This window comes from Sphingomonas sp. (genome assembly GCF_035490575.1).
Taxonomy (GTDB): Bacteria; Pseudomonadota; Alphaproteobacteria; order Sphingomonadales; family Sphingomonadaceae; genus Sphingomonas.
The window spans coordinates 1-13,099 of the sequence record NZ_DATJLI010000009.1 but is presented as its reverse complement, the minus strand read 5'-3'; the positions used below and the strand labels follow the sequence as shown (position 1 = coordinate 13,099).

General features: G+C 66.8%; 10 protein-coding genes. 8 read left to right on the top strand and 2 right to left on the bottom strand.

Annotated features, from left to right (window positions below):
* Positions 1-34 precede the first annotated feature (34 nt).
* From VL973_RS00475 to VL973_RS00465, 3 genes are read left to right on the top strand one after another with little or no spacing between them, the layout of a single operon-like run.
* Positions 35-385, top strand: coding sequence for a DNA primase (locus tag VL973_RS00475; protein ID WP_325282071.1), 351 nt, complete (start codon positions 35-37; stop codon positions 383-385).
* A gap of 33 nt (positions 386-418) precedes the next feature.
* Positions 419-1,363 carry an MliC family protein gene (locus tag VL973_RS00470; RefSeq protein WP_325282070.1) on the top strand — a complete coding sequence of 315 codons (945 nt, stop codon included), beginning with the start codon at positions 419-421 and terminating at the stop codon, positions 1,361-1,363.
* Entirely contained in the window at positions 1,360-1,752 is a 393-nt protein-coding gene (locus tag VL973_RS00465) for an acyl-CoA thioesterase (protein WP_325282069.1), read from the top strand. Before VL973_RS00470 ends, VL973_RS00465 begins: the two co-directional genes overlap by 4 nt.
* A 61-nt stretch (positions 1,753-1,813) precedes the next feature.
* Here VL973_RS00465 and VL973_RS00460 read toward each other — a convergent pair whose 3' ends face one another.
* Positions 1,814-4,486 carry an Rne/Rng family ribonuclease gene (locus tag VL973_RS00460; RefSeq protein WP_325282085.1) on the bottom strand — a complete coding sequence of 891 codons (2,673 nt, stop codon included), beginning with the start codon at positions 4,484-4,486 and terminating at the stop codon, positions 1,814-1,816.
* Between the two features lie 492 nt (positions 4,487-4,978).
* Here VL973_RS00460 and VL973_RS00455 point away from each other — a divergent pair, with 492 nt between their 5' ends.
* From VL973_RS00455 to VL973_RS00435, 5 genes are all read left to right on the top strand, one after another.
* Positions 4,979-6,235, top strand: a complete 1,257-nt coding sequence (locus VL973_RS00455; protein WP_325282068.1) for an N-acetylmuramoyl-L-alanine amidase — start codon at positions 4,979-4,981, stop codon at positions 6,233-6,235.
* Positions 6,236-6,408: 173 nt separating this feature from the next.
* On the top strand, positions 6,409-8,958 hold the full coding sequence (locus tag VL973_RS00450; RefSeq protein WP_325282067.1) for a penicillin-binding protein 1A: 2,550 nt from the start codon (positions 6,409-6,411) through the stop codon (positions 8,956-8,958).
* A gap of 66 nt (positions 8,959-9,024) precedes the next feature.
* Positions 9,025-10,152 (top strand): peptide chain release factor 2, encoded by a 1,128-nt coding sequence (prfB, locus tag VL973_RS00445; protein WP_325282066.1) that lies wholly within the window; start codon positions 9,025-9,027, stop codon positions 10,150-10,152.
* Between the two features lie 17 nt (positions 10,153-10,169).
* Entirely contained in the window at positions 10,170-10,940 is a 771-nt protein-coding gene (locus tag VL973_RS00440) for a class I SAM-dependent methyltransferase (RefSeq protein ID WP_325282065.1), read from the top strand.
* Between the two features lie 4 nt (positions 10,941-10,944).
* Positions 10,945-11,946: a phytanoyl-CoA dioxygenase family protein gene (locus VL973_RS00435; RefSeq protein ID WP_325282064.1), complete on the top strand. Its 1,002-nt coding sequence runs from the start codon at positions 10,945-10,947 to the stop codon at positions 11,944-11,946.
* Between the two features lie 58 nt (positions 11,947-12,004).
* Here the strand turns inward: VL973_RS00435 and VL973_RS00430 are convergent.
* The coding region (locus tag VL973_RS00430) for a coiled-coil domain-containing protein (RefSeq protein WP_475526482.1) at positions 12,005-13,099 on the bottom strand (1,095 nt) is incomplete at its 5' end.

Sequence of the window (13,099 nt, the reverse complement as noted above, 5' to 3'; positions counted from 1 at the left end):
CCGTTAGCGCCTCCACACATCACAGGAGGTCGACATGGGCGGACATCGCGTGCCCGAACAGGGTCCTAACGACGACGGTTACGAAGAAGAAGGCTATGACGAGAGCCAGCGCGCCGAAATCCTGGAAGCCACGCGTGACGGGCCGAGTGACGGCACGGTCCTGACCGACCTGTCCCCCGACCTGGGCGATGACGACAGCGACGAGGAAGAAGACGAAATCCTGATGGTCGATGACGAGATCGGCGAGACGGACGACGATGCCGACCTGGATGAAGACGACATTGAAGAAGACGAGGCGCAGGCCGATTTCGACGACGATGCGACCGAGAGCGAGGACGGCGACGACGACCTTGATGATGGCGAGCGCGTTTCGATCGAACCTTGACGCTGCCATGGCGGGGTGGGCAGGTTGCCGCCCATGACCAGAATGCGCGCGTTCGCCCTTGCCCTTCCCCTGACCCTCACCGCTTGCGGGGGGGCGCCGGGGGAGGGCGACCCGGCGGGTAATACCGCGTCCACCGCCGGCGGCGCGCTGATGCCCATGAACGAGGAAGCGGCGCTTGCGGAAAATACGGCGCTCGCCCCCTTGCCGGAGCCGCCGGCCAATCTCGCCGCCGAGGATGCGGCGATGCCGGGCATCGATGCGCCGCCCAACCCCGATCGCAGCCGCCCCGTCGCCAGCCCGTCGCCCGAACCGGGGCGCGATGCCGCGGCACGATTGGTCCGGCACTATTATGCCCGCATCGCCAAGCGCGACTTTGCCGCTGCCCGCGCGATGTGGGACGATGGCGGATCGGCCTCAGGTCTGTCGCCCGAGGCCTTTGCCGAACGGTTCGAGCGCTTTTCCGAGTTCGGTGTCGAGGTCGGCATCCCCGACCACATCAACGCGGGCGCGGGGCAGCGTTATGTCGAAGTGCCCGTGCGGGTATCCGGCCGGTTGAAGGAGGGCGAAGAGCAGTTCGAGCGGCGCGGCATCGTGACGCTGCACCGCACCGGCGATATCGAGGGCGCGACGCCCGCGCAGCGCCAATGGCGCATTGCCGGGGCGGAAATCCTGCCCAAGACCGAGTCCGGCGACGCGGCCGATCCCGCGCAAAAGGCGCCCGCCACCGACGCACCGGCAATCGTCATCGCGCGATATGACTGCGCGAACGGCGCGCGGATCATCGCGCGGTTCGACAATCGGGCTGAAACCGCCATGTTGCGGCGGGGCTATCAGAAGTTTGGCACGCTGGAACAGGTGCGCGCCGCGTCGGGCATCTGGTATCGGGGCGAGGGTGTCGAACTGCGCGGCAAGGGCGATCAGGCGACCATCACGTTGCCGGGTGAGAAGCCGGTGCAGTGCGAGGCGCGCGCGCGATGACCCCCTTTCGCCGCGAGATCGTCGCGGGCGAAGCCGACATCGACGAACTCGGCCATGTCAACAATGCGGTCTGGGTGCAGTGGATTCAGGACGTCGCCGTCGCGCATTGGCGATCGGTGGCGCCACCCGATCATGTCGAACGCTATATCTGGGTCGTGACGAGGCACGAGATCGACTATCGCGGCAATGTCCGCGCGGGCGAGATGGTGACGGCTGAAACCTGGGTGGCCGAAGCGCCGCGCGGGGCGCGGTTCGACCGGTTGATGCGCTTCATCGGGGACGACGGGCGGGTGCGGGTAGAGGCGCGAACGACCTGGGCGTTGATCGAACGCGCGAGTGGCCGGCTGATGCGCGTGCCGGCAGCGGTCGCAGCACCGTTTCTGGATTGAGCAGACATGAAAAGGGGCCGGACGTTGCCGTCCGACCCCCTTTTTTCATGCGGTGCGGCGATCAGGTGCCAAAGGTGCGCTGCCACCAGCCACGACGCGGCTGACCCTCACCTTCAGCTTCGCCACCTTCGCCGGGTTGGGCGGCGTCGCTGTCGACTGCCTCGACCGCGGCCACCGGTGGCGTCACCACCGGCTGGGGGATCGTGACAGCGACGGGCGGTTCGGCGCTGGCCGGTGCCGTCTCGGATTCGGCGACCGGTGTCGCGTCAGCCTTTTTGCGCCGCGTCCGCTTTGGCTTGGGCGCTTCTGCTTCTGCTTCTGCTTCGGGAGCAGCGGCTTCGCCCACCGCCAGTTCGGCCGCGACATCCGCCTTTTTGCGCCGCGTGCGCTTGGGCTTGGCGGGTGCTGCTTCCAGCTCGGCTGCTGCCACGGGCGTCTCGACCGGGGCTGCCTCTTGGGCGGTTGCAGGGGCGTCCGCCTTTTTGCGGCGCGTGCGCTTGGCCTTGGGCTTCTCGGCCGTCGCGTCACCTGCGCTTTCGCTGGCCGGCTCGGCGGCCAGCGGCTCAGCCATGGCGGCGTCTTCGGCCAAAGGCTCGGCCGAAATGACCGGCTCGGCTTCGCTTTCATTGCCCTCGACAGCGGGCAGTTCATCGCGGCGGCCACCACGGCGCCCTCGACGGCGGCGCTTGCGGCGTTCACCCGGCTCGCCATTGCTCTCGCGCTTCGGCTCACCGTCGGTCGCTGAGTCGTTTTCGGCTTCCGCTTCCCCCGCGCGGTCGCGATCGTCGTCCGTGCCGTCGGCCTCGTCCTCGGCGCGCGTTTCCTCGCCACCGTCTTCACGGTCGCGATTGCGGCCCCGGCGGCCCCGGCGGCGGCGTCGCTTGCGGCGGCCATTGCCGTCGCCTTCCTCGGCGCGTTCACGGCGCGGTTCCTCGCCCGCGCCATCGGCCTCGACCGCTTCTTCCTCGTCCTCAAGCTCGTCGATCTCTTCGATCTCCGGCTCGTCGGGTTCCTCGATGATCGGATCGATGCGCGGTGCGTGCGCGGGCGGCGGGCCACCCGCTTCGACCGACATCCGCGCGCCTTCCATCTCGCCATCGGCCGCAACCTCGACCGTCACGCCATAGCGATCCTCGATCTCGGCAATGTCGGCGCGCTTGCGGTTCAGGACATAGAAGGCCGCTTCCTGGCTGGCGCGCAGCAGCAGTTGCGACCCGCGGCCGCGTGCGGCCTCTTCCTCGATCATGCGAAGCGCCGACAGGCCCGCCGACGATGCGGTGCGGACCAGGCCCGTGCCCTCGCAATGCGGGCAGGTGCGCGTCGATGCCTCAAGCACGCCGGTGCGAAGGCGCTGGCGGCTCATTTCCATCAGGCCGAATGCGCTGATGCGGCCGACCTGGATGCGCGCGCGATCGTTCTTGAGCGCCTCCTTCATCGCCTTTTCGACCTTACGGACGTTGGACGAATGGTCCATGTCGATAAAGTCGATGACGACCAGTCCCGCCATGTCGCGCAGGCGAAGCTGGCGGGCGATTTCATGCGCCGCTTCAAGGTTGGTGGCGGTCGCGGTCTGCTCGATATTATGCTCGCGCGTCGACCGGCCCGAATTGATGTCGATCGATACCAGCGCCTCGGTCGGGTTGATGACCAGATAACCACCCGATTTCAACTGGACGACGGGGTGATACATCGCCGCCAGCTGGTCCTCGACGCTGAACCGCTGGAACAGCGGCACCGCGTCGGCATATTGCTTCACCCGGCGCGCATGGCTGGGCATCAGCAGCTTCATGAAGTCCTTGGCCTGGCGATAGCCGTCCTCGCCCTCGACGATCACCTCGTCGATCTCACGATTATAGATATCGCGGATGGCGCGTTTCAGCAGGTCGCTGTCGCCATAGACCAGCGCGGGTGCGGCCGATTTCAGCGTGTTTTCGCGAATGCCGTCCCACAGCCGCGCCAGATAGTCGAAGTCGCGCTTGATCTCGACCTTGGTGCGTTGCAGCCCGGCGGTTCGCACGATGCAGCCCATGGTCGAGGGCAGCTTCATGTCGGCCATGATTGCCTTCAACCGCTTGCGGTCGGCAGCCGACGAGATCTTGCGCGAAATGCCACCGCCATGCGCGGTGTTGGGCATCAGCACGCAGTAACGGCCCGCCAGCGACAGATAGGTGGTCAGCGCCGCGCCCTTGTTGCCGCGCTCTTCCTTGACGACCTGAACCAGCAGCACCTGGCGGCGGCGGATCACGTCCTGGATCTTGTAGCGGCGGCGCAGGTTCATGCGGCGCTGGCGCAGCGCCTCTGCCGGGTCTTCGCCATTGCCCTTCTTGCGGCGCGAACCTTCGCCTTCGCCGGATTCGGCTTCTTCTTCTTCGTCGCTGGGGCGTTCGACCAGTTCGACGTCGCCGTCATCATCGTCGTCATGATCCTCGGCGGCGCGCAGAGCCGCTTCCTCGGCCGCGTGCTCGGCCTCTTCGGCGAGCAGGGCGTCGCGATCCTCCTTGGGGATCTGATAGTAATCGGGGTGGATTTCACTGAACGCCAGGAAGCCGTGGCGATTGCCGCCATAGTCGACGAACGCCGCCTGCAGCGACGGTTCGACGCGTGTTACCTTGGCGAGATAGATATTCCCTTTGAGCTGCTTGCGCTCGGCCGATTCGAAGTCGAACTCCTCGATCCGGTTACCCTTGACGACGGCGACACGGGTTTCTTCCCGGTGCCGTGCGTCGATCAGCATACGTGTTGCCATTAAAAACTCTCCGCGGCCGCCGCACGCCGGACATGCCGGGCGGTGGCCGATGCGATGGATTGGCCGGCCCGCGATTCGCGTTGCCGGTCATTCGATGTGGATGAAATGCCTCTGCTGCCATGTTCGGGCCGGGGCATTTGCCCGGCACTCCCGTCGCCACACGCGCGCCCTTTGGGGCGGCGGGTTGGCGGAATACGGGGATAGGCCTCATGTGCAGCGTCAACCTGTGCGTGTTCGGCACGATCCGCTTGCGCGTCGTTCCGAACGAATGTCATCGGCCCCGGCTTTCACATCGCGAGCGACGCTACAGCGGCCGATATACTCGACCTAGCACTGCCTGCGCCGCGCTTCAACCGGCGCGTTTCTGCCGCCTTTGCCGGCAAAAACAGGCCAAACGCGAAATTAACCCTAACCTTTCACCATCGGGGAAGCGGCCCTGCGATAGCTGATGATGGCAGCGAGTATCGGGGCAGCAGGGTTATGCGTTTTGACTGGACCACCGCGCGCAGGGCGCGGCATAGCGGCCATGTGTCGTGGATCGTCGCGCTTTTGGTGACATGGTTGGGCGGCGTCCCGGCGTGGGCGGGCGATGTCGCCGATGTGCGCGTGGCCGATGAAGCGATCACGGTGACGCTCGACGGCGCGGTGGCGGGGGCGTCGACCTTCGTGCTCGACTCGCCGCGACGGATCGCCCTCGATATCGCCGGTGCTTCGCCTGGCGCGCGCGTATCGCCCGGCGGTCCGGTCGCGCGCGTGCGCCAGGGCGCGATGGCGGGCGGCGCGCGGCTGGTATTCGATCTCGACCGGCCCACGATCGTGCGCGAGGGGCGCTTCGATGCCGGACGGGGCACGCTGACGCTGGTGCTCAAGCGGGTGGACGGTGCCCGTTTCGCGCGCGCCGCGGCGGCGGGTCGACTGGCGCTGCCGGGGTTCGACGCGCCGGTGCCGGTGCGTTCGCGCGATCGGGGTCAGGGCCGCGTCAGCATGGCGGTGCCGCCCGCGCGCAAGGCCCCGAAGCTGCCGCGCATCTATGGTGATGATCCCAGCCGTCCGCTGGTGGTGATCGATGCCGGGCATGGCGGCAAGGACCCCGGCGCGATCAATCCCGATGCCGAGCTTCAGGAAAAGGAAATCACGCTCAAGACCGCGCTGGCGATCAAGGACCGGTTGCTCGAATCGGGGCGCGTGCGGGTTGCGCTGACGCGGGAGGACGACCGGTTCCTGATCCTGCAGGAACGTTATGGCATTGCCCGTCGATTGGGGGCGGACCTGTTCATATCGGTCCATTGCGACAGCGCGGGCAATCCGATGGCAACGGGCGCGACCGCCTATACTCTGTCCGAAATCGCGTCCGACAAGGAAGCCGCACGGCTGGCCGCGCGCGAGAACAAGGCCGATATCATCGCTGGCATCAATCTGGGTGACCAGTCGAACGATATCTCGTCACTGCTGATCGACCTGGCGCAGCGTGAGACCATGAACCGCTCGGCCAATTTCGCGCGCCTGCTCGGGCGTGAGGCACGGCCGCTGATGCCGACCAAGAACCAGTTCCACCGTATGGCGTCGCTGGTGGTGCTGAAAGCGCCTGACATGCCGTCGGTCCTGTTCGAAACCGGCTATATCTCGAACAAGAATGATGCCGAGTTCCTGGGTTCGAAGGACGGCCGCAAAAAGGTCGCCGAAAGCGTGTCGCGCGCGACCGAAATCTATTTCGCCCGCCGGTTGGCGTCGCGGTAAGCGTCTCGGAATTGTTGAGGCGGGGCCGGCCCGCGCCCCCGCCCGGCGTCCCATCAACATGCTTAGTGGGGGTGCGGGCCGGTGCGGCAACCGGCTCGGGACATCCGACCAAGCCTCGATTGGTCGTGGGCGGCATTCCCAACCGGCGCACCATGTTCTAAACCGCGCGCCCAATGGCGGATTCAGACGCGAACTCGGTTGATTTCACGCTCCAGCGCGGGCAGGGCGAAGGCGCGCGCGCGCGCTTCGCGGCAATCCGGCGTCGCTGGTGGTTCCGGCTGATCGCATGGGCGGCGCTGCTGGCGGGCATCGGCGCGATCGCCGGTTGGGCGGTCTTTGCCCGCGACCTGCCCAGCGTCGATGCGCTCAAGGCTTATGAACCGCCCTTGCCGACGACGATTCGTTCGGGCGATGGCAGCCCCATCCATCGTTATGCGCGCGAACACCGCGTCGAACTGGACTATGCCGAGTTTCCGCCGCTGCTGGTGCGCGCATTCCTGGCGGCCGAGGACCGGACGTTTTTCGAGCATCACGGCGTCGACATCCCCGGCCTTGCGGGCGCGGTGGTCGATTATGCGAGCAAGATGGGCACGGGTGAGCGTGCGCGTGGCGGGTCGACCATCACCCAACAAGTCGCCAAGAACCTGTTAATCGGCAACGAATATTCGCCCTCGCGCAAAATCCGCGAGATGATCCTGGCGTATCGGATCGAGAACACGCTGTCCAAGGCGCAGATTCTGGAACTCTATCTGAACGGCATCCCGATGGGCCGCCGCAGTTTCGGCGTGCAGGCGGCGGCGCGCGCCTATTTCAACAAGGATGTCGACCAGCTCGCGCTACAGGAAATGGCGTTCCTGGCCACGTTGCCCAAGGCGCCCGAAGCCTATGGCCGGGCGCGCAACGCCGACCGGGCGATGGAACGGCGCAACTGGGTGCTGTCCGAAATGGCGCGCAACCGCTTCGTGAGCGAGGCACAGGCCGCGCGCGCACAGGCGCTGCCGCTTGGCCTGATCGACCAGCGGCCCGACACGCTGCAATCGAATGCCGGCTATTTCGTCGAGGAAGTGCGCCGCCGCCTGATCGGCCGGTTCGGGGAAAAGGCGGCCGATGGTCCGCATAGCGTCTATGACGGTGGCCTGTGGGTTCGCACCTCGCTCGATCCGGCGGTTCAGCAACACGCCACCGCTGCGCTGCGTCGCGGGCTGCTGCGTTTCGATGCGGGGCGCGGCTGGTCGGGACCGATCGAGACGCTCGATGTAGCCGATGGCTGGCGAGGACCGCTGGCGGCGAGCAACATGGCGCTCGAATATGACGACTGGCGCGCCGCCGTCGTGATCGCACGCGGCAGCGACAGTGCCGAGATCGGTTTTGCGGACGGCGAAACCGGCACGCTGCCGCGCAGCGGCGCGCAGATGCCCGTTCGGGGCAAGGGCGGCACCGCCTTTGCCGCGCTCAAGGCCGGTGACGTGATCGCGGTCGCGCCGGATGGCGATCGCTGGGCGCTCAGAAGCGTGCCGGCCGTGTCGGGCGGCATGGTGGTCCAAGACCCGCGCACGGGCCGCATCCTTGCCATGCAGGGCGGTTTCGAATCGCGGATCGACAGCTTCAATCGCGCGACACAGGCGATGCGCCAGCCCGGTTCGACGATCAAGCCGATCGTCTATACCGCCGCGTTCGAAAACGGGCTGACCCCGGCCTCGATCATCGTCGACGGGCCGTTCTGCGTCTATCAGGGCGCGCGACTGGGCCAGAAGTGCTTTCGCAATTTCGGCAATTCGCGCGGCGCCGGGCCGCGCACGATCCGCTGGGGCCTGGAACAGTCGCGCAACCTGATGACCGTGCAGGCCGCGAACAAGACCGGCATGGACAAGGTCGTCGGCCTGATGCAGCGCGTCGGCATCAGTGACGAGAAATATCCGCCCTATCTGTCGTTCGCGCTGGGTGCCGGTGAGACGACGGTGGAACGGATGGTCAACGCCTATTCCATCCTGGCCAATAACGGCCGCGAACTGACGCCCAGCGTCATCGATTTCGTCCAGAACCGGCGCGGCGAAGTGATCTGGCCCGAACGCTGGCGCCCTTGCGACCGTTGCAACGCGCCCGATTGGGATGGCAAGCCGATGCCACGCCCGCGCATCCGCGCGCGCCAGCTGGTCGACCCGATCAGCGCCTATCAGATGGTGCATGTGATGGAGGGCGTGATCGAACGCGGCACCGCGACGACGCTGCGCGACCTGAAGCGCCCGATCATGGGCAAGACGGGCACATCGTCCGGCCCGACCGATGTGTGGTTCGTGGGCGGCGCCCCCCAGATGATCGCCGGCCTGTATCTGGGCTTCGACCAGCCGCGCAGCCTGGGCGGCTATGCCCAGGGCGGCACGGTGGCCGCGCCGATCTTCAAGGCGTTCGCGGCCCAGGCGTGGGAGGGGATGGAAGTGCTGCCCTTCAGAGCGCCGCCGGGCACGCGCATGGTGCGGATCGACCGCCGCTCGGGTCGCCCGGTGAGCGGCGGCTGGCCGAGCGGCGAACCGCTGGCGCCGGTCATCTGGGAAGCGTTTAAGCCGGAGATCGCGCCCGCTCGCCAGCGGCGCAACCGCGAGGCCGAGGCCAAGGCAGCGGCAGAGGCCAAGGCCAAAGCGGCGTCGGAAGCGGCGCGCGCGCGCCAGCAGCAGCAACGCGCCACCGACAGCGATTTCTTGCAAAGGGAGGGCGGGATTTACTAACGCCGCCGCAGACCATCGCCGCTGTGACGCGCGGCCCCCCGTTTCCTGGACCCTTGGAGAGTTCCCATGCGCGCCGAAGCGCAGGCTTACGCCGATCAGATCAACGCCGCACTTGAGCTGCTGCGCCGCTTCCTCGACTGGGACCGCGCGCTGCGCCGCCTCGACGAGCTGAACGCGCGGGTCGAGGACCCGACCCTGTGGGACAATCCCAGGCAGGCGCAGGAAGTGATGCGCGAGCGCCAGCGGCTGGATGCCGCCATCGGTGCGACGCGCGCCATCGAACAGGAACTGGCCGACACCGCCGAACTGATCGACATGGCCGATGCCGAGGGCGATGCCGAAATGGCCGACGAGGGCGTCGCCGGTCTCAAGGCACTCGCCGCGCGGGCCGAGGAGGACAAGATCAAGGCGCTGCTGGCCGGAGAAGCCGATGCCAATGACGCCTTTCTCGAAGTCCATGCCGGCGCCGGCGGCACCGAAAGCCAGGACTGGGCCGAGATGTTGCAGCGCATGTATATGCGCTGGGCCGAGCGAAAGGGCATGAAGGTCGAACTGGTCGACTATCATGCCGGGGAACAGGCGGGCATCAAGTCGGCGACGTTGCTGCTCAAGGGCGAGAACGCCTATGGTTATGCCAAGACCGAAAGCGGCGTGCACCGGCTGGTCCGCATCAGCCCCTATGACAGCTCGGCGCGGCGCCACACCAGCTTTTCGTCGGTATGGGTCTATCCGGTGATCGACGATTCGATCGACATCGAGGTCAACGAAAGCGACCTCAAGATCGACACCTATCGCGCGTCGGGTGCGGGTGGGCAGCACGTCAACACCACCGATTCGGCGGTTCGCATCACCCACGTTCCGTCGGGCATCATCGTCGCCAGCCAGAACGACCGTTCGCAGCACAAGAACCGCGCGACCGCGATGGGCATGTTGCGCGCCCGCCTGTATGAAGCCGAGCTGCAAAAACGCGAAGCCGCGGCGATGAGCGATTATTCGGCCAAGACCGAAATCGGCTGGGGCCACCAGATCCGCTCCTATGTGCTGCAACCCTATCAGCTGGTGAAGGATCTTCGCACCGGGGTGACTTCGACCGCGCCGTCGGACGTGCTAGACGGCGAACTCGACCCGTTCATGGCCGCCGCGTTGTCGCAGCGCGTGACTGGCGAAAAGGTCGAGGTGGAGGACGTGGATTGAGGATGCGGGGGGCGCCGATGCCGATGTTGGTGATGCCGGCGCTCGCGCTGGCCGTCGCATCGTGCGAGGCACCCGTCAGGACGCCCGCCGCCAATCAGGCGATCGAACAGGTCGATGGCAGCTTCCCCGCCGCCGACCGCCCGATCGCCACGATCGTGTCGAGCCGCTGGTCGACCGAGGAAGCGCGCGACCGGCTGAACGAAGCCGGCACGGTGATGGACAAGGCGGGTATCCGGCCGGGCATGACCATCGCCGATATCGGCGCGGGGGAGGGTTATTATACCGTCCGCCTCGCCGCCCGCGTCGGCGAAAATGGCCGCGTGCTGGCCGAGGATATCATGCCCGCCACCCGCGATGAACTGGCGCGGCGCGTTGCGCGCGAACGGCTGGACAACGTCAGTGTCCGGCTGGGCCTGCCCCAGGACCCGCGCCTTCCCGACAACAGCTTCGACCGCATCCTGCTGGTCCATATGTATCACGAGATCGCCGAGCCATATGAGTTTCTGTGGCGGATGCGGCCATCGCTGCGTGAGGGCGGCGAAGTGATCGTCGTCGACGCCGACCGCGCGACCGAAAATCACGGCACGCCGCCCGCGCTGCTCGAATGCGAATTCGCAGCCGTCGGCTACAAGCTGGTCCGGCGTGAGGAAATGCCGTCGGCGGGCGGCTACCTTGCCGCCTTCCGCGCCGAAGGCCCGCGCCCCGACCCCTCAAACATCCGCGCCTGCCGCATCGACCGCTCCGCCCCCCAGCCCACGCCGCGCGCGACCGGGGACATGCCGGGGTGAGGGTTTGGGCGACGGCCCGCCGTCCGATCTCGTTTCTACCTCAGCCATGTCGCGCGCTGCGGTATTGCACGAACGCTGCGCCGGGTTATGTTGGCGATATGACGTTCATCACTCTCAATCGCGCGTCGGCCTTTCCGCTGATCTGAGCGGACGGTTCCGGTCTTATCCGGCGGCTTTGCCGCCCGGTGACTCGCGCAATTTGAGGGGCAATATGAAAACCGTATCACCAACTGCGCTCGGCGCAGATGATATCGACGCGTTCATCCGCGACGGGTTTGTTCGCATCGACGACGCATTTGCCGAAGGCACGGCCGAACAGGCGCGTGCAATCCTGTGGAAAGCAACTGGATGTGATCCAAATGACCGTTCGACATGGACCAGACCGGTCGTGCGTCTGGACCAGTTCGGGCAGGCGCCGTTTCGGGAGGCCGCGAATTCGCTGAAACTGTACCGGGCATTCGACCAGCTGGTCGGGATCGGCCGCTGGTTGCCGCGCGACAGCATCGGCACGTTCCCGATTCGCTTCCCGTCGAACGAAGCGCCTGGCGACGACGGTTGGCATATCGATGTCAGTTTTGGATATGACCATCCCGATTTCATGGAATGGCGGGCAAATATCGGCAGCAAGGGTCGTGCCTTGCTGATGCTGTTCCTGTTTTCCGATGTCGGTGCGGATGACGCGCCGACGCGGATCCGGATCGGTTCCCATATCGACATCGCCAAGCGCCTGGCACCGGCGGGTGAGGTCGGGTTGACCTTACGCGAACTCGCCGCGACCGGATTTTCCGAATCCGAGCATCGCGAGGAGCGCCTTGTGGTCGGGAAAGCGGGGACGGTTTACCTGTGCCATCCCTTCCTGGTGCACGCCGCACAACGGCATCGCGGCAAGCAGCCACGTTTTCTGGCACAACCGCCCCTGATGCCGCGCGTGCCGCTGTCGTTGTGTCGAGCGGATGGCGACTATTCGCCCGTCGAACGAGCAATCCTGCGCGCCATATCGGAGTGAGGGCGTCCGGCACGCCACGAGCCAATCCGTCTTTTTCAAAAGGCGGACCGGCCGCCCATCACTCCGCCGCCAGCAGGCCTTCGGCGGCGCCCAGATCGACGCTGACCAGACGGCTGACGCCGCGTTCCACCATCGTCACGCCGAACAGGCGGTGCATCCGGCTCATCGTCGCGGCATTGTGCGTGACGATCAGGTAACGGGTGCGCGTCTCGCGCGTCATCCGGTCGAGCAGGTCGCAGAAACGGTCGATATTGGCATCGTCCAGCGGCGCGTCGACCTCGTCCAGCACACAGATCGGCGCGGGGTTGGTCAGGAACAGGCCGAAAATCAGCGCGACTGCCGTCAGCGCCTGTTCGCCGCCCGACAACAGCGTTAGCGATTGCAGCTTCTTGCCCGGCGGCTGGGCCATGATCTCAAGCCCCGCTTCCAGCGGATCGTCCGAATCGACCAGCGCCAGATGCGCCTGTCCGCCATCGAACAATGTCGTGAACAGCCGGCGGAAATGGCCGTCGACGGCCTCGAACGCGGCAAGCAGCCGCTGTCGCCCCTCCCGATTGAGCGTCCCGATCGAACCGCGCAGCCGGTTGACGGCTTCGCCCAGTTCCGTCCGCTCGCGCGCATTGTTGAAGCGGTCGGTATCGAGCGCGGCCAGTTCGCTTTCGGCGATCAGATTGACGGGACCGATCCGTTCGCGATCGGCCACCAGCCGGTCGTGGCGCGTGCTTTCGCTGTCGGGCGTGCCGACATCGGCAGCGTCGAAGCCCGCGCGTTCGGGCAGCAGCGGTGGGGGGCATTCGAAACGTTCGCCCGATACCCGGCTCATCTTGACACGGCGCAGGTCCTGGTTTTCGGCGCGCGCCGCGGCACCCGCGCGGATTTCGCGCGCTTCGGCCAGCGTCTCCGCCGCGGCGCGCGCGGCGTGCTCGGCGTGGCGCAAGGCCGTTTCCGTCGCGCGTTCCACTCCGGCGAGCCGCTCGGCATCCTCGCGCAGCCCGAGCGCTTCGGTCTCGGCCGCGCTCTGTGCGGCGAGCAGCGCGGCGGGGCGGTGGGTCAGCTTCGCGCGGTCGCGCGCGATCTCGGCGGCGCGTTTGTCGAGGTCGGCGATGCGCCGCGCCGCTTCGCCCGCGCGTGCGCGCCAGCCCTTGGCCTCGGC